At 44.3% G+C, this 18,030-nt stretch carries 18 protein-coding genes and 1 pseudogene; 8 read left to right on the forward strand and 11 right to left on the reverse strand.

What is annotated here, in order from left to right; translation table 11 throughout:
- Nucleotides 1-3 precede the first annotated feature (3 nt).
- Nucleotides 4-1,740, forward strand: a complete 1,737-nt coding sequence (locus LC065_RS02775) for a methyl-accepting chemotaxis protein (protein WP_306163743.1) — start codon at nt 4-6, stop codon at nt 1,738-1,740.
- Between the two features lie 16 nt (nt 1,741-1,756).
- On the opposite strand, the gene LC065_RS02780 is transcribed toward LC065_RS02775, so the two are convergent.
- Complete coding sequence (locus LC065_RS02780; RefSeq protein ID WP_226594210.1) at nt 1,757-2,008, reverse strand: DUF2164 domain-containing protein; 252 nt, start codon at nt 2,006-2,008, stop codon at nt 1,757-1,759.
- 21 nt (nt 2,009-2,029) lie between these two features.
- Complete coding sequence (locus LC065_RS02785; protein WP_226594213.1) at nt 2,030-2,632, reverse strand: class I SAM-dependent methyltransferase; 603 nt, start codon at nt 2,630-2,632, stop codon at nt 2,030-2,032.
- A gap of 157 nt (nt 2,633-2,789) precedes the next feature.
- Here LC065_RS02785 and LC065_RS02790 point away from each other — a divergent pair, with 157 nt between their 5' ends.
- The 5 genes from LC065_RS02790 to LC065_RS02810 are packed head-to-tail and all read left to right on the forward strand — an operon-like array spanning nt 2,790 to nt 7,248.
- The gene (locus LC065_RS02790; RefSeq protein WP_306163744.1) at nt 2,790-4,016 is read left to right on the forward strand and encodes an ABC transporter substrate-binding protein; all 1,227 of its coding nucleotides are present in this window, start codon (nt 2,790-2,792) and stop codon (nt 4,014-4,016) included.
- On the forward strand, nt 3,997-4,848 hold the full coding sequence (locus LC065_RS02795; RefSeq protein WP_226594217.1) for an ABC transporter permease subunit: 852 nt from the start codon (nt 3,997-3,999) through the stop codon (nt 4,846-4,848). Before LC065_RS02790 ends, LC065_RS02795 begins: the two co-directional genes overlap by 20 nt.
- Nucleotides 4,845-5,645 carry an ABC transporter permease gene (locus LC065_RS02800; protein ID WP_226594219.1) on the forward strand — a complete coding sequence of 267 codons (801 nt, stop codon included), beginning with the start codon at nt 4,845-4,847 and terminating at the stop codon, nt 5,643-5,645. The genes LC065_RS02795 and LC065_RS02800 overlap by 4 nt, the downstream gene beginning before the upstream one ends.
- Complete coding sequence (locus LC065_RS02805; RefSeq protein WP_306163745.1) at nt 5,642-6,607, forward strand: ABC transporter ATP-binding protein; 966 nt, start codon at nt 5,642-5,644, stop codon at nt 6,605-6,607. Before LC065_RS02800 ends, LC065_RS02805 begins: the two co-directional genes overlap by 4 nt.
- Nucleotides 6,604-7,248, forward strand: coding sequence for a TVP38/TMEM64 family protein (locus tag LC065_RS02810; protein WP_226594223.1), 645 nt, complete (start codon nt 6,604-6,606; stop codon nt 7,246-7,248). The genes LC065_RS02805 and LC065_RS02810 overlap by 4 nt, the downstream gene beginning before the upstream one ends.
- Nucleotides 7,249-7,866: 618 nt before the next feature.
- Here LC065_RS02810 and LC065_RS02815 read toward each other — a convergent pair.
- From LC065_RS02815 to LC065_RS02835, 5 genes and pseudogenes are all read right to left on the reverse strand, one after another.
- Nucleotides 7,867-8,952 (reverse strand): FAD-dependent oxidoreductase, encoded by a 1,086-nt coding sequence (locus tag LC065_RS02815; RefSeq protein ID WP_226594226.1) that lies wholly within the window; start codon nt 8,950-8,952, stop codon nt 7,867-7,869.
- A gap of 55 nt (nt 8,953-9,007) precedes the next feature.
- Nucleotides 9,008-9,325, reverse strand: a complete 318-nt coding sequence (locus LC065_RS02820) for a thioredoxin family protein (RefSeq protein ID WP_226594229.1) — start codon at nt 9,323-9,325, stop codon at nt 9,008-9,010.
- A 72-nt stretch (nt 9,326-9,397) separates the two neighbouring features.
- Nucleotides 9,398-10,214: pseudogene (locus LC065_RS02825) on the reverse strand (DUF368 domain-containing protein).
- Nucleotides 10,215-10,467: 253 nt separating this feature from the next.
- Nucleotides 10,468-11,982 carry a glycine betaine uptake BCCT transporter gene (locus tag LC065_RS02830; RefSeq protein WP_226594233.1) on the reverse strand — a complete coding sequence of 505 codons (1,515 nt, stop codon included), beginning with the start codon at nt 11,980-11,982 and terminating at the stop codon, nt 10,468-10,470.
- Between the two features lie 201 nt (nt 11,983-12,183).
- Complete coding sequence (locus LC065_RS02835) at nt 12,184-12,750, reverse strand: nucleotidyltransferase domain-containing protein (protein ID WP_226594234.1); 567 nt, start codon at nt 12,748-12,750, stop codon at nt 12,184-12,186.
- A 125-nt stretch (nt 12,751-12,875) separates the two neighbouring features.
- On the opposite strand from LC065_RS02835, the gene LC065_RS02840 reads away from it, so the two are divergent.
- Nucleotides 12,876-13,427 (forward strand): GNAT family N-acetyltransferase, encoded by a 552-nt coding sequence (locus LC065_RS02840; protein WP_226594235.1) that lies wholly within the window; start codon nt 12,876-12,878, stop codon nt 13,425-13,427.
- Between the two features lie 90 nt (nt 13,428-13,517).
- Nucleotides 13,518-15,026: a BCCT family transporter gene (locus tag LC065_RS02845; RefSeq protein WP_306163746.1), complete on the forward strand. Its 1,509-nt coding sequence runs from the start codon at nt 13,518-13,520 to the stop codon at nt 15,024-15,026.
- 63 nt (nt 15,027-15,089) lie between these two features.
- On the opposite strand, the gene LC065_RS02850 is transcribed toward LC065_RS02845, so the two are convergent.
- The 4 genes from LC065_RS02850 to LC065_RS02865 form a co-directional block, all read right to left on the reverse strand.
- Nucleotides 15,090-15,221, reverse strand: coding sequence for a hypothetical protein (locus LC065_RS02850; RefSeq protein ID WP_264187950.1), 132 nt, complete (start codon nt 15,219-15,221; stop codon nt 15,090-15,092).
- A 21-nt stretch (nt 15,222-15,242) separates the two neighbouring features.
- On the reverse strand, nt 15,243-16,259 hold the full coding sequence (locus LC065_RS02855) for an AimR family lysis-lysogeny pheromone receptor (RefSeq protein WP_226594238.1): 1,017 nt from the start codon (nt 16,257-16,259) through the stop codon (nt 15,243-15,245).
- A 728-nt stretch (nt 16,260-16,987) separates the two neighbouring features.
- On the reverse strand, nt 16,988-17,599 hold the full coding sequence (locus LC065_RS02860; protein ID WP_226594239.1) for a metal-dependent hydrolase: 612 nt from the start codon (nt 17,597-17,599) through the stop codon (nt 16,988-16,990).
- A 105-nt stretch (nt 17,600-17,704) separates the two neighbouring features.
- Nucleotides 17,705-17,989, reverse strand: a complete 285-nt coding sequence (locus tag LC065_RS02865; RefSeq protein WP_226594240.1) for an iron-sulfur cluster assembly accessory protein — start codon at nt 17,987-17,989, stop codon at nt 17,705-17,707.
- Nucleotides 17,990-18,030: the final 41 nt, after the last annotated feature.

An 18,030-nucleotide genomic window follows, 5' to 3' on the forward strand; every position in this document is an offset into this window, starting at 1 on the left:
GTGATGACCATCGGAAAAAGATTATATACAATGACACTGATTCCACTACTTTTATGCCTGGCCCTCATCAGTTTCATCGTTTTTCAAATGATGGATTTACAACGCTCGTCCAATCAAGATGTCCAAATTTTACTTGAAGGTAAGGAACTGCATGGCCAGCTTGTCAGTGTGGAACAGGCATTGACCACCTACGGTTATAACCCATCCGAAGCCTCTCGGAGCGAAGCAGAAGTTCTGATTGAACAGACCGGCAGCATCTTCAAGGATATGGAAGCGCTGATTGTAACGGAAACTCAGGAGCAATGGTACAACCAGGCACAGTCGAAATTTGAGAATTGGACAGAGATTGCTTCAGAGGCACTGGCAAGTAACGATACCAATGAAGTGCAGCGTCAATCCGCCCGCACCGGCGGCATCATTAATGATATCTACATGCTTCAAAAAGAAGCCCAATCCTGGTATGACGCTCAAATGATGAACCAAAAGCAGACCATTCAAAACTTGATTTTGTTCACCATCATTGCGGCGGCCGTCCTCGTAGTTTCTACGATTCTGTCAACGACAAGACTGACGAAACATATCGCTCGCCCGATTCGTGATCTCGCTGTTCAAGCATCGGAAGTGGCCAATGGAAACTTGAAAACTTCTATTGATGTGAGCGATAAAGAGAAAGACGAAATTGGGCAATTGAAGCGATCTTTCCGTACGATGATCGATAACTTAGAAGGAACGGTCCAATCTGTTCATCACATTGGACAAAATGTACAGGATTTCAGTTCCCGACTTCATAAGGAGATGGGCGGCCTTTCGGAAATATCGAGTCAAGTAGCCAATTCAACCGATGAACTTGCCCAAGGGAGCCAATCCATTTCTGAAGATGTTCAAGATGTAGCCAATCTAATGGATGATCTCCACCAAGGCTTTGAAATGAACCGTGAACAAGGCCAATCATCCAGTAAATCCAGTCAGCAAGCGCTCGCTTATGTGGATGAAGGGCAGACGAGCATTACAGACCAACGGGCGCTTATGGATCGAAGTGCTGCGTCGATTGCAAACGTTGAAAAATCCGTCAATCACTTCATCCAATATACGGATCAAATCGAATCCACCGTCAAACTGGTCAATGATATTGCAGAACAAACGAATCTTCTTGCTCTAAACGCTGCCATTGAAGCAGCACGAGCCGGTGAACATGGTAAAGGCTTCGCTGTTGTCGCAGAAGAAGTGCGTAAACTTGCTGATCAGTCCACTTCAGCAACAGGCCACATCACTGAGATGGTGACGCAAATTAGAGAGGGCGTTCAAGTCATCGAACAGGAAATGCAGGAGACCATCCAAATTTCTGAACTGCAAAACCATTCTGTCAATACGTCGAAGACCGCTTTTGAAAAAATAAGCGCTCAAGTGAAGTCCATCGATGAACAGCTGGAATCTCTAGTCAATGGTTTGGATGAATCCAAAGATAAAAGTGCGAATGTTTACGTTTCCGTAGAGAATGTGAGCAGTATCGTGGAAGAAACAGCGGCAGGCACAGAAGAAATCTCTGCATCTACTGTCGAGCAGCAAGCAGCCTTCCAGCAGATGATCAAAGAAACCGACCGCCTTGAAAATATGGTAGCTGACTTAAACGAGCAGTTAGAACATTTTGAATGGAATCAACAAGTGGAAAAACACCAAATAGAAAAAGATATGGAAGTAGATTTCGAAGATGATGAAAAAACATACTCCGCTTCAGCTTAATGAAGCGGTGTTTTTTTCACCTGCGGGTCGGTTTGCCAGCGGGGCGTTCGAGGGAACGAAGATCTTCATCGACATTCATAACCTTCTGTTCCACCATCTGTCTAGCATCTGCTACTCCTTTGTTATAAAAGAAGGGACCCATCTCTTCCGCCAACTTATGTACCCATTGTTCAGCAGCAAGGTCCCCGATCACCTCTCCCCGTTCTAATTCAAAGTATTCCTTGATTTGATCTACCATATATTCTCTTTCTTCTTTTTTTAATTTCATATGCCTGCCCCCCTTCTTTCCTTATCCTATCATATCTTTTTTCATTCCTGTCACACAGGCCGCATCGTTAGGTTTTTCTGATTTGTAATGGATACATACCTGTTGGAACCCTGCTTTTATAAGAAGGTTTTGCATTTGACCACCCAGCACTTCCGTCGTGTCATCGGTGGCTTCCTCTTCATGCGGAACAATCGTTAGCGCGATTTTCCCCCTTTCACTTAGCAAGGTTCGCAAATGACGCAGAATCTCTACGGGGCGCTCCCAAAATGTGATGTTGTTGACGGCATAGATTTTGTCCAAAGGTTTATGAAAATGAAGCAGCTGACAAGCTTCTCCGTGAATAATACCGATCTGCTTAGAATACGTTTGATCGTTTAACTTCTTTAAAACCATTTCAACCATCGCTTCAGACGGATCAATTCCATACAACGCCTCCGGTTCCAAGGCAGCTATTTTTTTCAAAGCTTCCCCTGAACCAAATCCGACCTCTAAAACACGATCTCCCTTTCCTACATCCAGGAATGACAAGGTCCAATCATTCAACTCCTTGTTTTCTCTTTCCATAAACATTCCAGCAAACTTGCCCGCTACTCCTTCTGGTTTTGCGAATTGATCGTAAATCACATTTCCTTCCCCCTTTCCCCTCCCATTACCCTTATATTTTTAGGTTCACGCATTACGAAAGTAGTATTAGTTTTTTTCTGTTCCGTTTGTTTGTATGATAAATGACAGAGGGATTTATGCAGTACCCATATAATGAGCATCATAGGGGGAGATTCGCTTGAAGAAGTTTATACCATTTTTCCTGCTGGCAATCGTGTTTATGACAGCTTGCAGTGAAACATCTACAAATAAAAACGATTGGACAGAAGCTCCGTGGAAAGAAATCGAAGCAGCAGCAGAAGGAACAGAAGTCCGCCTGTACATGTGGGGAGGCGATGAAGGAATTAATGCCTACATTGATGACTATGTCACACCACAACTCGAAGACCAATATGGGGTTTCTCTGAAACGTATCCCTCTCGACACGCCGGAAATTTTACAAAAGCTCCAAACGGAGAAACAAGCGAATAAACAAGACGGATCGATTGATGTGATATGGATCAATGGAGAGAATTTCAAAAACGCAAAAGAAAACGAATTGCTGGTCGGTTCTTTTACAGATGTGCTTCCTAATTTCAATGATTATTACAATACCGAAGACCCAGCTTTCCAAAGAGATTTCGGGACGAAGATAGAAGGGATGGAAGCCCCCTGGGGCAAGGTCCAATTCGTGTTTCATTATAATTCAGAAAAAGTTGAAAACCCTCCCGCTACATTCGAAGAATTACAAACGTGGGTGGCTGAGAACCCCGGCAAATTCACCTACCCGAGAGCGGAAGAATTCACTGGCAATGCCTTCCTGAGACACGTTTTATATGCTCAAGCAGAAAAACCTTCAGATGTTTATGAGCAGCCATTGAAAGAGAACAACATCACTCCAACTGCCGAACGGACATGGTCGTACCTTAATGAAATGGAGAAAAACCTATGGCGCTCAGGGGATCATTATCCTAACAGCCTGACAGAGTTAGACCGATTGTACAGTCAGGGGGAAGTGTGGATGACGATGGGATATAACGAATCGCGGGCTGAATCACTGATTAAAGAAGGCGTATTCCCTGAATCTACACGTTCGTTCGTCATGGAACTAGGATCGATCGGAAATACACATTTCCTCTCCATCCCCTTCAACAGCCCCAACCAACCCGGTGCGTTGACCGCCATCAACTTCATGCTTTCTCCAGAAGCCCAACTGGAAAAATATAAACCGGATGACTGGGGCGAGAATACACCGATCAGCTTTGATCAATTGCCTGAAAATGTTAAAGAGGAATTCAAAGCTGTGGAACGCGGGAAGAGCGTGTTATCAACAGAAGAACTTGAAGAAAGCTTCCTGCCAGAATCAGAAGCCGACTATGTCGATTGGATGAAGGAACAGTGGTTCAATGAAGTTGTTCAAAAATAGAACCTTTCTTCTCTTTCTTCCTGTGATCAGCTTTTTGGTTATCCCCTTCTATGGGTTCATACACGCGGTCATCCAAAGCATAGATGGAGAAGGGTTAGCACATTATAAAGAAATTCTAAATTCAGAACGGTTTCTTTCTTCTGTCTGGTTTAGCATTCGAACGGCAGGAACAGCTACCATCGCTTCCATCATCCTCGGCCTTGGTTTCACAAAAGCGTTTCATCCATTCTTAGCCCGCACCTCTAAAAGGCTCATGGTTTGGGTTCCGATGCTTTTTCCTCATTTCGTTTGGGGATATATGGTGATTCTCCTACTCTCGGAAACAGGTTGGATATCGCAAGCCTTTGCAGCTGCCGGATGGATGGAAAATACATCAAACTTTCCTGTATGGACTCGTGATCCGCAAGGGATAGGAATCATCATCACCTATATATGGAAAGAAGTCCCTCTTGTCATACTGCTGCTTTTTCCTGTGTTTACGTCTATCCGCCCTGAGTATTACGCTCTTGTAGACAGCCTTGGAGGAAATGCCTGGCACCGATTTACTACAATCGATCTGCCACACCTCTTCCCTGTTCTCGTGGAATCATTTTTGATCATCTTCTCCTTCACTCTGGCGGCCTATGAGGTTCCAGCTCTCATCGGCACCACTTTTCCGGAGATGATATCCGTGCTCGGGTATGAATGGTTCTATGGAAGTTCATGGGACGATCGCCCATTGGCCTTTGCCGCCATGGTCTTGACTAGTTTATTCCTCTTGGCGCTGACATTGGTAAGCTATTATGGATTAAGCCGGCCCAGATGGAGAGCGATGAGGGGGGATCGGCCATGAATCGTAAAAAAACGTTGTTTCTTATTTTGACTTTGCTTTTTTTCGTCGTTCCGCTAACCGCTTTGCTATTGCAAAGCTTTAGTGCTCCCTGGCGCTTTCATACGGGACAAGGCATAGACTGGGGATGGCAAGGGTACTCCATCCTCTTTGGGAATCCACAGTTGTGGGAAGCGACGTTCATCTCCATCGGAATAGGGTTTGCTGTACTTTTCATAAATGCCGCAATCGGTTTGTTTACAGGAAAAGCGCTGGCCTCCTATGCTTACCGTGGAAAAGCATGGTTGGAGGCTCTGCTTTTATCACCGATTTTGATACCATCCCTGGCCATTGCCATGGGCCTGCATTTATTCATGATTCGTATCGGTCTTGCAGACACCATCTGGGGTGTAATGCTTATCCATTTGGTGCCGACCGTCCCATACAGTATCAAAATTTTTCATAACAGTTATCAGCAAATGGGTAAAGCAATGATGGAGCAGCCTCACATTCTTGGAGCAGGATTTTGGACACAGGTCTTCACAGTAGAACTCCCTTTACTCAGACCTGCGATCCGGAGCCTCACTTTTTTAACGATTGTGATCAGCTTAAGTCAGTATGCCCTTACCGCCATTATTGGTGGCGGTCGGGTGGTGACATTGCCATTGGTCTTTTTCCCTTTTCTCGATAATGCGAACACATCAATCATGGCGGCATTCTCAATCTGGTTCGCACTCATACCGATTTTCATGTACATCATCATTGAAGCTTTGATGATGTTTCTCCCCTACTCTCGATTGCCATGGAGGAATCATCGATGACACAGACGAAATTAGAAATGAAAAACATCATAAAGACCTTTAACCAAGATACGATTCTGAAGGACCTGACTTTTCATCTTAAGAAGGGTGAAATCATAAGTATTGTCGGGCCTTCAGGCAGTGGAAAAACCACACTGCTTCGTATACTCGCAGGACTGGAAAAGCCGACAGATGGTGAAATTATCATGAATGGAAAAGACATTACAAAACAGAAGGCGAACCGGCGTAGCATCAGTCTCGTTTTCCAACAGCCTCTGCTTTTTCCACATATGACCGTAAAAGAAAATATCGCTTATGGAGCAAAAGTTTCAAAGAAATATAAAGAAGAAAAAATCGATACTTTACTGGAAGCGATTGGTATGGTGCGTTACCGTGACCATTACCCTTCCGAGATTTCCGGAGGACAGCAGCAGCGGACGGCCCTCGCCCGTGCGATGGCTACAGAACCTGAAGTGATTCTGTTCGACGAACCCTTCAGTAGTCTGGACCCATCTCTAAGACAGGATTTGAGATACTGGGTGCGTGACTTTCTTGCCTCGAGAGAAACGACTGCGGTGTTCGTTACACATGATATGGAAGAAGCCATGATCATGGGTGATCAAATCGCTGTATTTGAAGAAGGGAAATTCCAACAGATCGGCACAGCTGAAACGTTACACAAGTCTCCTGCAAATATCAGGGTGGCTTCCTTTTTAAGGGGGCATCTCATTTTGAATGATCACGAATTCACCCCTTTACATGCCGTTCGAGTTGGAACCCATAAAACATCAGGAAATGGAGTCAGCTTCCACGCCACTGTCGAGCATATCACTTATCAGCACGGCCGGCCGGTAGCCCATTTATATGTCCACGAGCTTGAGAAGAAAATATCCATCCCAGTCGATGAAACGTTCCCTACCCGGGAAGTCCAAGTTACCATTCCGAACGGTTCCATACAGACCTTCAGCGGGGAGATTCTATGAACAAGAAAAACATATTACGGACAGCTTTGTTCCTCGGTCTTTTTATTGCTCTTGCCTGGTTTATACGCTCACGCTTCGACGTAAGTGCGGATAATATCCGTTCCTATATTCTATCGTTCGGTGCTATAGGACCACTCATTTTTATGGGACTGTATGCCATCGGCCCCGTTGTCGTTTTTCCTACCTCTGTCCTTTCGCTCGCTGCGGCTTTCGCCTATGGAATCTGGCCCGGTATGTTATATATCGTCATCGGAGCTACAGGAGCTGGGGTGACTGGATATATCATGGGGAGATTTTTCGGAGACTCTGTACTCAAGTTCCATCAGTCGAAATGGGCGGGGAACATCTATGAGCGGATGCAGGGACAAGGTTTTCTCTATGTGTTCATCCTGCGTCTTATTCCACTCGTCGGATTCGACATATTAAGTTATCTAGCAGGAATGACGAGGGTGAAGTTTCTCTCTTTCGTTCTGGCTACGGTGATCGGTATGCTTCCCGGAACGTTCGCTTACAGCCTGGTCGGAACCAGTCTTGCGAGCGGAGACCGTACACTGATTCTCATCGCCTTCAGTGTCTTCACCATCCTCCTTGTCACAACTTACCTCTTCCGCAACAAAGTACGAACCTGGCTGAAACTATAAGGACTATCCAACTATTTGGCAGGATTGTGTAAGGCTAAGTTTCGAGATGTTCTCGGGGTTCGTTGCCCGGGGTGAGCGTAAGGGGTGGCTGGGAAGCTACTCGCTTTCCTGTGGGGGGAGTGCCGAGCTTCCCCGGGCTGCGCCCTGCGGGATCTCGCCTATCTCCTTTCTCCCACGGGAGTCTCGCACCTTCCCAACCACCCCATTCGATATGTACGTGAAACGAACCCCTTACCGAGTATAAGAATTTTTAACAAATCATGATCTATAGTCATAAAGCGCTCTATAATATGCTTTTTTATTTATAATTGCGGTGGAATATGCATATTGCTTTGTTTTCCTTGCAAGATAAAAGCTCCCTTTTCCGCAAGTGGTTTCGAGACACTGATATGACAAAGGGGCGTAGGGGAATGGCGAGACTCCTGCGGGAAGAGAGTGCTTGGTGAGACCCCACAGGACGCAGTCCGAGGAGGCTCACCGCGCTCCCGCGGAAAGCGAGCTGTTCCCCGCAGCCCCATCCACTCAACAAAAGTCTCGAAACTGAGTTTTCAAGTAAAGGGAGCTTTAGTCAAAAAGAAAGAGTCTTGGATAGCGACGTAGGGCCGCTATCCAAGACTCTTATTGTTTATATTTAGCCATGAACTCCCGATCAATCTTGTTCTTTAACTGCCACGCCTTCTTATTATGCGAACTGACAGGTCCATACACAAGAAAACCTTTCTTCCCACCTGTTGATAAAATGTACATGGCATTTTTCTGAGGAACGAACGAGTCCAATGATAAGCCGGAAAGGTAATTTTTTAAGTTCTCCCAAAGAACCGGACCCTGTCTCACTGCATACACACCACTTTTCGGAAGGTTCGGATGATCAATCATTGTGACACAATCCCCTGCCCCAAAGATGTAATCATAGTCACGGAATTGCAGGGTTGACCGTACAAGTGCAAAGGAGCGCTCATCTATGGCGAGCGACGACTTTTCAAAAATCGGATCTCCAATCGCCCCTCCCAGCCAAAGCACACCCGTATGGCGAACTCGATTACCGCTGTCCGTTTTGACGAATTCTTCAAAAACTTCTTCGACATGTTCGTCCTGCCAGACGCGTATCCCTTTTTTCTCCAGTAACTTTTTCAACCTTGCTGAGACGTACTTTGGTCCATCCGCCAGTATTCGATCAGACGTGATCAGACGGACTTGACCAGGGATTTTGTGTTTATCCTTATAAGCTTGGATTGACATCGCAAGCTCCGTTCCAGCCGCACCACCTCCGACAATCAGTGGTTTGGTGGTTTTTCTCAACGTTCTAATCTGCTCTGTAAATTCGTAATTCGGCTTAATTGTCCGCGCAGCTGAGTCCTCAAACGATAAGGGTAAACTTTTAGATCCAATATCAAAACTGACGACATCAAAAGGGTACACAGACCCATCTTCACATACGATCTTTTTTTGCTGAGGTTTTATGAAGGATGCTTTTTTTGGTATCCAATGGACGTTGGAAGCATTCGCTAACTGACGAATATCCACACGAATATCCTCTTCAGAATAAAGGCCTTCCGTGTACCCTGAAAACATCCCTGAATAATACTGATAAGGCGAAGGTGTAATCATACAAACATCGACCTGTCTCCAATTTTCACTCCGCAATTGTCTTAGAATTTCAAGGTGGGCATGACCAGCACCGACGAGCAGTAACCTTTTTGACAAGAGAGCACCTCCTTACAGAAAACGTCCACATGGCATGACCATGTGGACGCGTTTTTTACAGACTTGCTTGCAAAAACTCCTCTACTTCTTCTGGAGTTTTAGCATTCGCACTATGAAGGTGGGCTTTTTTGTTTCCATCTTTAAAAATCAGGATGCTTGGAATCCCCATCACTTCATACTTTTCTGCAATCTCTGGAAGTTCATCGCGATTAACATTATACCAATCGTACCCTTTATATTCTTCTAGGATGTCTCCGATAAACATATCCATGCGGCGGCAATCCGGGCACCAGTCAGCTTCGAATTTCACGATGACTGGACGGTCGCTTCCAATTGTTTCGTTGAACTTATCCGTTGTATGAATGGCTTCCATCAAACTCAATCTCCTTTATAAATAACTACTTCTTATCATACCCAAAATGTATGAATTTGTCTTTCATCAGGCTTACTTGTACTCCACTCTTCCTAGTAGCCAAGCAGCAAGTAATCCCCCAAGGAGTGCAGCGATACTGACAAGCATCATCGCTCCCGCTTCTGGCAATCCAGGAAAAATAACGAATACAGAACCAATGACTAGACCGATGATGACCGCAAAGGTTCCAGATGTATAATTTTCAAGAAAAAATTTCACAATCTTACTCATTACCACGATTCCACAAACGATTCCTGCGCCCACTACAGCGATGATGTCAATTCGGAAGTCAGAAATCCCTGAAGTTACGGTCGTATATACCCCAATAATTAATAAGATAAATGAGCCGCTGATTCCAGGTAGAATCATAGCACTGCTGGCAATCCATCCAGAGAAAAACAACAAAATGTATCCAGCCAACGATAAGTTTTGCATCGGTTCAGACTCTGCTGTCTGGAAAAATGCCATGGAGGCGACTATGACGGCTCCTATAAGCAGCAATAAGAAGTGTTTCGCTTTAAAATTATGTTTTACATCTGCTTTATGTGTTAAATACGGCAGCACTCCGATGATCAGGCCAAGAAAGAAAAACTGCGTCGGGCCCGGGTAGTGTTCAAATAACCACTCAATTAAGTTGGCCATCAAGCCAATGGCGATCACCACTCCAATTCCAAGCGGCAATAAGAATTTCAAATGTGTCTTCCATTCCTTACTAAAAAAACCGTTAATGGCTTCGATCAGACGGTCGTAAATACCGAGAACGACAGCAATTGTCCCCCCCACTTACACCTGGAACGACGTCACTCGCTCCCATCAGCATGCCACGGTAAATATTTCTCCATTCCCACATATCTTTGGCTCCTTTTATATCTAACCCTTTTCCTTATTATTCTATCAGATTTCTCTAAGGTTTTATGATACATTTTCATGAAAAGAAACACAATGAGTACAGCACTAAATTCAATCCCCTGTGATCGAGGCTCTTTCAATAGATAGGATTTCCTCAAAATCTATCAATCTTACTATGGACACAACTTTTCCAAAACAGAAAATTGGATGGAAGAAGGAACTCCCACGTCGTAACGCGAAAGTTCCTTCTTAGATTAAGCAGATGTTTTTTCTTCTTTTTCCTTCCCTCGATCAAGCGCGATTTTATCTGCACGAATGGCTTTATATAAGGATACGACCATTAAGATCATAATGAAAGAGAATGGAAAGGCTGCGGATATAAGCGCGTTCTGCAGCGCCTGCAAACCACCGGAATATAACAACACAGCGGCCATGGACGACTGGATAATTCCCCATACGAACTTAACCATTGTAGGTGGTGTAAGAGATCCGTTGGTCGTCTGCATCCCTAATACAAAGGTTGCAGAGTCTGCGGATGTAATGAAGAACGTTCCAATCAATACCATCGCGATGATCGACAAGATCAATCCGAGCGGGTAATTATCGAATGTACCAAACATCACTTGCTCCGTAGCTAGATCGGAAAGTCCTCCTTGATCTTGTTGGACTTGGATGGCCGATGAACCGAAAGTGGAGAACCATAGAAAACCTACAGCAGACGGTACAAGTAGCACACCTGATAAAAATTCGCGGATTGTACGTCCTTTAGATACACGTGCGATAAAGATTCCAACAAACGGGGACCAAGCAATCCACCATGCCCAGTAAAAGACCGTCCAGTTGTTGATCCATGTACGGTTTTCTTCACTGTTCGGTGCAAGACGGAAGCTCATGGTCGGCAAGTTTTGTAAGTAAGCACCGATCGTGTCTGTAAACATGTTCATAATGAAGAGCGTCGGACCTACAATCAACATAATAGCAAGCAAAGCTATAGCTAAAATCATATTCGTATTACTTAAATAGCGAATTCCTTTGCTCAATCCAGAATAAGCGGAAATCATGAACAAAACAGTAACAACACCTATGATAATCAACTGAATACCGAACGAATCCTCCAAAGGTGTCAAGAATGTCAATCCACCATTGATTTGTGCTGCACCAAATCCAAGAGTCGTCGCTACACCGACAATGGTCGCAAATACGGCGATAATATCGACAACTTTCCCCCACGGTCCATTCATTTTATCCCCGAATAAGGGCTCAAGTGTGGAGCTGATTAAAGCCGGTGCACCTCGACGGAACTTGAAATACGCAAGGACTAGAGCAACGATTGCGTAGATTCCCCATGCATGGACTCCCCAGTGGAAGTACACGAATCGCATGGATTCATTAAGAGCGGCCGCTGTTCCCGTCTCTGCAGTCGGAGCATTATTAGCATAAAAGTAGATTGGTTCTGCCGCTCCCCAGAAGACGAGCCCGATTCCCATCCCGGCACTGAAAAGCATCGCAAACCATGTCGCGTAGTTGTAATCAGGCTTGTCCGTGGGCTTTCCAAGTTTCATTTTTCCATAAGGACTGAAAATCATATAAAGGCAGAAAATCACAAAACCAGTAACAATCAATAAGTAGTACCAACCAAAGTGAACAGAAATATAAGATTGAATACTTCCTGTAATACTTTCTAGATTTTTTGGGGCAACCGCACCCCAAGCGACTGAAAATAGTGCAATGGCTAATGTAACCCAAAAAACAGATGTGACTTTTTTCATTGTAAACTCCTTTCCAGAACTTGTACGTATTTTCGGTACAGGGGAATGATTATTCGAGGGGTAGCATCCGATGGTGTATGTTTAACGAATACCCAAACAAAGAAAAAATAAACAATTCGTCGAATTTTCCCTACATAAAATATAGCCCAAAAGACGGATGTCTCCTGGGCTTTTATCATTTTAAAAGTTTCTTATAAGGGTTCAATAGAGTAAGGTCTCGAGCCATGGATGTTCAGGCTGGTGATGCATGAGCGCCTGTTTCAACCACTCTTTCTGATGTTCATTCAAGTAAGGAAAGACGTGAAGGAAGTCCTCTTCGTCTTTCTCTGTAGTGTCGGTTGATTTATAGAGAAGAACAATTTCAGGGTTTAAATACGGGTGTCCATGTTCTGACTGCAGGTGCATACGATTAATATCAAATGTAATGGAGGCATCTCTTCTGAACTGCCACCGGTGCCTGTTTTTTTCATTGAGGAGAATTTCGAACCTATGACCCTCTTGAGAAAAAGCATGGATTTCATGGACAGGAAGGGTGAGGGGTTCCCCTTCCCAACGTTTGAGTTCCTTCTGTTTGACGACATGCAAATCCCACGATTTCAATACTTGGTATAATTCGTGCTGATCTTCACGGAAAATGGCGACTTCCACATCTTCATGATGCCTTGTTTCTTCTCCGATATAAAGGTCGATAGCCCATCCCCCCGCAAACATCCATTCTCCCTCAAACTCACTTAACCACTGCCGTACTTCTGTACATTTTTCAAACATGTGAATCCTCCTCATTATCATCTTGTCCGAGTTTAAAACCTCTTAACCCAATCCTTCTTCAACTCTTTCTTTTGGAAAAGTTTTCTTATACGATAGGGGATATATACATACACGGGGGAATGGATATGCTCAAAGGAAATCTTGTTGAACTCCGTCCTGTTTCAAAGGACGACTTGAAACACTTATTTAAGTGGGCGAATGATGAAGAAATAGCGAATCTTGCACATGGGAGCGACTCAGCCTATCAAAATAACAACCCACAAGAAGATCTAGAAGCATTCTATGATAAAAATCTTACTGCGCAACCTCTATGGGAAAGTGGACGTGTTTTCATTGTCTATACGATCAGTACAGGAGTGCCTATTGGGAAATGCAGCTACAGCAACTTGAATCCCGTGACAAGGGCAGCAGAAATCGGTTTGAGCATCGGGGAAAGAGAATATTGGGGGCATGGATATGGAAGGGACATCATTCAAACCTTGTTGAAACACCTCTTTCACACCCTGAACCTCGAACGTGTTCAACTGGACACGTGGAGCGGTAACACACAAGCGCTAAGACTTTACGAAAAAACAGGCTTCCAGACAGAAGGCCGGCTCCGTAAAAATGAATATGTGGAAGGCACTCATTATGACACGATCCTTATGGGGATGCTTCGATCCGAATTCAACGCGTAAATGTTTTTCTCAGGAAAATGTAGGGAATAAACAAACCGATCATCAAATTCATGTTCATCTATTACTTATGATTCATGAAAGGAGTCCACGATGAAAGATCAAATCAAAAACCCTGTTTTCCTCATTTCTGCAACCGTCATCACTGTCCTCGTCATCGTAGGAGCAATTAACCCAGAAGGCTTCGGTACAGTCGCCGGTACCTTATTTGATTTCACTACGATTAATTTCGGCTGGTTTTATCTCATTTCCGTCTTCGGCTTTGTCATTTTCATGGCTGCTCTCGGACTGAGTAAATACGGAAAGATTAAAATCGGGCCTCAAGATTCAAAGCCTGAATTTCCTTTCTTCACTTGGATTGGCATGCTCTTCTCTGCCGGATTCGGGGTAGGACTTGTATTCTGGGGAGTGGCAGAACCGATGAGTCACTTCTTTGAAACGCCATTCTCAGATTTGGATGCCCAAACTGAGGATGCTGCGCGTGTCGCTATGGGATACTCTTTTTTCCACTGGGGAATTAACCAATGGTCCGTTTTCGCCATTGTCGGCCTGCTTATTGGCTTTTTGCAATTCAGAAAGGATAAGAACGGCCTCGTATCTACTGCTCTTGAACCCGTGCTCGGGAAATCAAAGCCCGTGAAGTACACCATCGACTCATTAGCCGTCATCGCTACAGTAATGGGAATCGCCACATCCTTAGGACTCGGTATCCTCCAAATGAACGGTGGGTTGAACGCCGTATTCGGCATTCCAAATAGTACATCGATCCAGCTTATCATAACAGGCGTACTGCTCGTCTTATACTTAACCTCATCCAGCACTGGATTAGAAAAAGGGATCAAATGGCTCAGTAACTTGAACCTGGCCCTATGCTTAGTTTTACTTTTATTTGTCTTCTTCGCCGGTCCGACTGTCTTTATTTTAAATAGTTTCACCTTAGGGATCGGAGATTATATTACCAACTTTGTGGGGTACAGTCTTAGATTGACCCCCTATGAAGGCGGGAGTTGGCTCCGGGATTGGACGATTTTCTATTGGGCATGGGTCATTGCATGGTCTCCATTCGTAGGGGCATTCGTTGCACGAGTTTCCCGAGGTCGAACAATAAGGGAGTTCATATTCGGTGTCCTTATCGTACCACCGCTGATCGCTTGTTTGTGGATCGCCGTTTTCGGTGGTACAGCCTTGAACAGTGACTTGAACAATGGAACGCAGATTGCTGAAGCCGTCAATAATGATGTGACGGTCGCTCTCTTTGAAGCTTTTGAATACCTGCCTCTTACAGGTATTTTATCTTTCTTATCGATTTTGTTGATTGCTACGTTCTTGATCACATCTGCGGACTCAGCTACTTATATTTTGGCAAGTATGACGACGAATGGCAGTCTGACCCCTGCCCTTGCTATTAAAGTGATCTGGGGTGTCCTGATGGCAGCCATTGCCGGTGTGTTACTGGTCGCAGGTGGGTTGGATGCTTTGCAGACAGCTTCTCTCGTTTCTGCTCTTCCGTTTACAGTAATCATCATTCTCTTCGTGTATGCCTTTACGAAGATGATACGAAAAGAGCCGCTGCCCGAACGACGCAGAAAAAAGAACGAATAGACGAGAACGAAAAAGGTGTCCTATTCCAATACCGGAAGGACACCTTTACTATTTCCTATACTTTTAACGTTCTGGATTTTGTATACTCCAATAACCTCCATCAATCGGATCGTGGGCGGTCTTACTCTCTCCTATCCCCCATGAGCCTGCAAGCGTCAGTAAAAGAACAACAAACAATCCGGTTAACCTTTTCATAAAAGAAACCCCCATTTATTTTTATATTCTTTCTAAATACGCTAGCGGTAATTGGGCAAAGAAGTAATCCCCTTGTTCTTGAATAAAACGGTGATAGGAATGCCTCAGCATCTCCCTGTTCCCTGTAGCCAGACCCAAATAACTTTCTTGAAAAGGAGTGAGTGATGGGAAGGAATGCAGGATCTGCTGTGTTTTCTCATAATCTCCCCGCGCTAAAGCAAGGTGAGCCTGCTCTACTGGATCCGTAGTAGATATCCCTTCTGTTCTCTGATGAAAGGAAGATATAAAAGGGAGCGAGCGGTTTTTTACCGTTTGCAAAAAACGTAAATGCCCATGTTTTTGAGCAATTTCCATGGACTTTAGTAACGATTCCATAGAAGATTCATAGCCATTAAAAAGCTGGCATAAGGCCAAATCATGATGCATGCGGCTCTTTCTTCTAGAAGAAACTTCTGTGTTGATCATTTTATATGCATAACGGCTTGCAAGAATAGAGTTATTGGTCTTCCAATAATGATAAAAAAGCAACTCTTGATAACGTTGATTCAAATAATAATACATCAAAGGCTCGTCTACTTGCTGAAGCGCCTGATCGCATTCATCCAAGTACTTATCCAATGCTGTAAATACTTTCAAGTCCTGATAAGAATAAACAAGGGTGAACAAATGAAGACATCGTAACGATGGATGCATAAAATGGAGATCTTTTAGCTCATCTAAGTAATTTTTGTTTTTATCTCTACCCGTTTGAGACAGGATCACTCGATACAAATGACCCACCTCTTTATTTATGTAAGGAGATTCTGTTATGACAGACAGCTCTTCAAAAAAATCATTCATATAAAAAAATTCCATGCAGACAATTTGTTCATCAATGGTTCTAGGGAAATGAGAGAGGATGTAGTCTTTCGTCCGCAAGACAGCATCCCTTCTAGGATACTTCCTTAAATAATCCAGGTAAACGTCATATAAAGAGGAAGTGCGACTCATTTGAAGCTTTCGCAATGGGCTCGGTTCAATTAGTTGATCATCTGCCACAACACTCACCCTCCTTATCTATCTTTATTCTATTTTATTGAATTTTCGAAAATATGTCTATACAATACTTAAAGATATTGAAATATTTATGGATTATATTTCCTTTTAAACCTCACTTCTTATTCCATAAACGCTCCCTATACTTGAAGACTCAGTTTCGAGAATTTTGTTGAGCGGATGGGGGCTGCGAGGAATAGCTCGCTTTCCGCGGGAGCGCGGTGAGCCTCCTCGGACTGCGTCCTGTGGGGTCCCACCATGCACTTTTTTCCCGCAGGAGTCTCGCCATTCCCCTCCGCCCCTTCGCCATATAAGTATCTCGAAACCACTTCTGGAATAAGCTGCTTTTACACGTTGTCATTCGAACGGAATGGAATTCCAAGGACGCCATTCAGCATCCTGAAAGCTTGTGATAGAGCGCTTTATACTAATCACACCAGGATAGTGGAAGAGCTTTCAACCTAGTACAGGGGTTCGTTTCTCACTTACATCGAAAGGGGTGGTTGGGAAGCTGCGAGACTCCCGCGGGAATGGATGGACTGGCAAGACCCCACAGTGCGAAGCACGAGGAGGCTTGCCGTCATCCCCGCAGGAAAGCGAGTAGCTTCCCGACCACCCCTGACGCCCAACATAGCAACGAACCCCGGAAACATCTCAAAACTGAATCTTCCACAATCCTGCCATATTGTTTAATAAATGGGTATAAAAAAAGACACTACTAGAATGTAGTGTCAGAAAATGTTTGAGGTGAGGTACCATACGTTCCACAGAAGCAGGCTGTACACAATGAGACGCTCACTGTTGGATCCTGTTCGGAAAGTAAAAATGAACTGTAAATACTTCTTTGAAAAAGGATAAGCTAACGGGATGCCTTTTTTCGTTATGTAATCACCAAACAAATGCGAAATCACCCCTAAAATCAAGCCACCAATATACATGCGGGGAATGGCGAAGGCTTGCTCAAGGATAATTCCGTAACCGATAAGTAAACCGACAAACAACACGGAATGAGTCATTTTTCTATGTCCGCGAATCATGATGAGGATGGGGAGAAGCAGCATGACGAAAATTTTCAGTTGTTCTCGATAGGTATCCAAATACTCTGGTACAAACAAATAACAGAGAAAAGCGACGGTAAAGACCGTCATAAGTCCCCGCCAAAACTTGTGGCCGAGGGTAGATGTTGGTGTGTCGATGTCCGGCAAAAGCGAGCCGAAAAGGACGAACACAAAAAATAAAACCGTTTGGAGAGGCTGTTCAGGCATCCACTCGAACGTAGGGAGTAATGTCATAGCTCCCACCCCGAAAGTAAAGCCCACAACCTGGTGTCCTGATGCCATCATGATGGATAGTGATCCTCTTTTCTAATATGTATATTTCATTAAGGAGGTCCCTATATTCGGGGCGTCCTCCTATGAAAATAAACCCACAAAACTGTGGGCATCTATTCAACAGTCTTTTTCGGGAAGCCCAAGCATTTGAAACTTCGGCCCTTCCATTGTCTGCTTCCCTTCAATTGTCAAAGTTTCAGTCAGATGTGCAATTCTACTATCTATGGCCACGGGAATAGAATTGATGTGATGAAGTTCATCATCACCTTCCGGTTCACCAATCGTCATACCGATATCTGGCTCCCCACACCCGTACCCAGCAAAAAACAGCCGCAGGCATCCTGCATCTTCATCTTCTAAGATTTGATTCAACAAATCTCTCGCTTGGTCGGTGATTTTCATCGCCTTCACCCCTTCGACTATAAAATACCATAATTACCAGT

Origin of the sequence: Halobacillus litoralis, from assembly GCF_020524085.2 — a bacterium.
In the GTDB taxonomy this organism is placed as follows: domain Bacteria; phylum Bacillota; class Bacilli; order Bacillales; family Halobacillaceae; genus Halobacillus; species Halobacillus litoralis_E.

Excerpts from the sequence above, each read along its gene's own strand:
- LC065_RS02860 (WP_226594239.1), bottom strand. The coding sequence starts at position 17,599 with ATGATGGCATCAGGACACCAGGTTGTGGGCTTTACTTTCGGGGTGGGA.
- LC065_RS02800 (WP_226594219.1), top strand. The coding sequence starts at position 4,845 with ATGAATCGTAAAAAAACGTTGTTTCTTATTTTGACTTTGCTTTTTTTC.
- LC065_RS02865 (WP_226594240.1), bottom strand. The coding sequence starts at position 17,989 with ATGAAAATCACCGACCAAGCGAGAGATTTGTTGAATCAAATCTTAGAA.
- LC065_RS02805 (WP_306163745.1), top strand. The coding sequence starts at position 5,642 with ATGACACAGACGAAATTAGAAATGAAAAACATCATAAAGACCTTTAAC.
- LC065_RS02840 (WP_226594235.1), top strand. The coding sequence starts at position 12,876 with ATGCTCAAAGGAAATCTTGTTGAACTCCGTCCTGTTTCAAAGGACGAC.
- LC065_RS02780 (WP_226594210.1), bottom strand. The coding sequence starts at position 2,008 with ATGAAATTAAAAAAAGAAGAAAGAGAATATATGGTAGATCAAATCAAG.
- LC065_RS02795 (WP_226594217.1), top strand. The coding sequence starts at position 3,997 with ATGAAGTTGTTCAAAAATAGAACCTTTCTTCTCTTTCTTCCTGTGATC.
- LC065_RS02830 (WP_226594233.1), bottom strand. The coding sequence starts at position 11,982 with ATGAAAAAAGTCACATCTGTTTTTTGGGTTACATTAGCCATTGCACTA.
- LC065_RS02835 (WP_226594234.1), bottom strand. The coding sequence starts at position 12,750 with ATGTTTGAAAAATGTACAGAAGTACGGCAGTGGTTAAGTGAGTTTGAG.
- LC065_RS02775 (WP_306163743.1), top strand. The coding sequence starts at position 4 with ATGACCATCGGAAAAAGATTATATACAATGACACTGATTCCACTACTT.
- LC065_RS02845 (WP_306163746.1), top strand. The coding sequence starts at position 13,518 with ATGAAAGATCAAATCAAAAACCCTGTTTTCCTCATTTCTGCAACCGTC.
- LC065_RS02850 (WP_264187950.1), bottom strand. The coding sequence starts at position 15,221 with ATGAAAAGGTTAACCGGATTGTTTGTTGTTCTTTTACTGACGCTTGCA.
- LC065_RS02820 (WP_226594229.1), bottom strand. The coding sequence starts at position 9,325 with ATGGAAGCCATTCATACAACGGATAAGTTCAACGAAACAATTGGAAGC.
- LC065_RS02810 (WP_226594223.1), top strand. The coding sequence starts at position 6,604 with ATGAACAAGAAAAACATATTACGGACAGCTTTGTTCCTCGGTCTTTTT.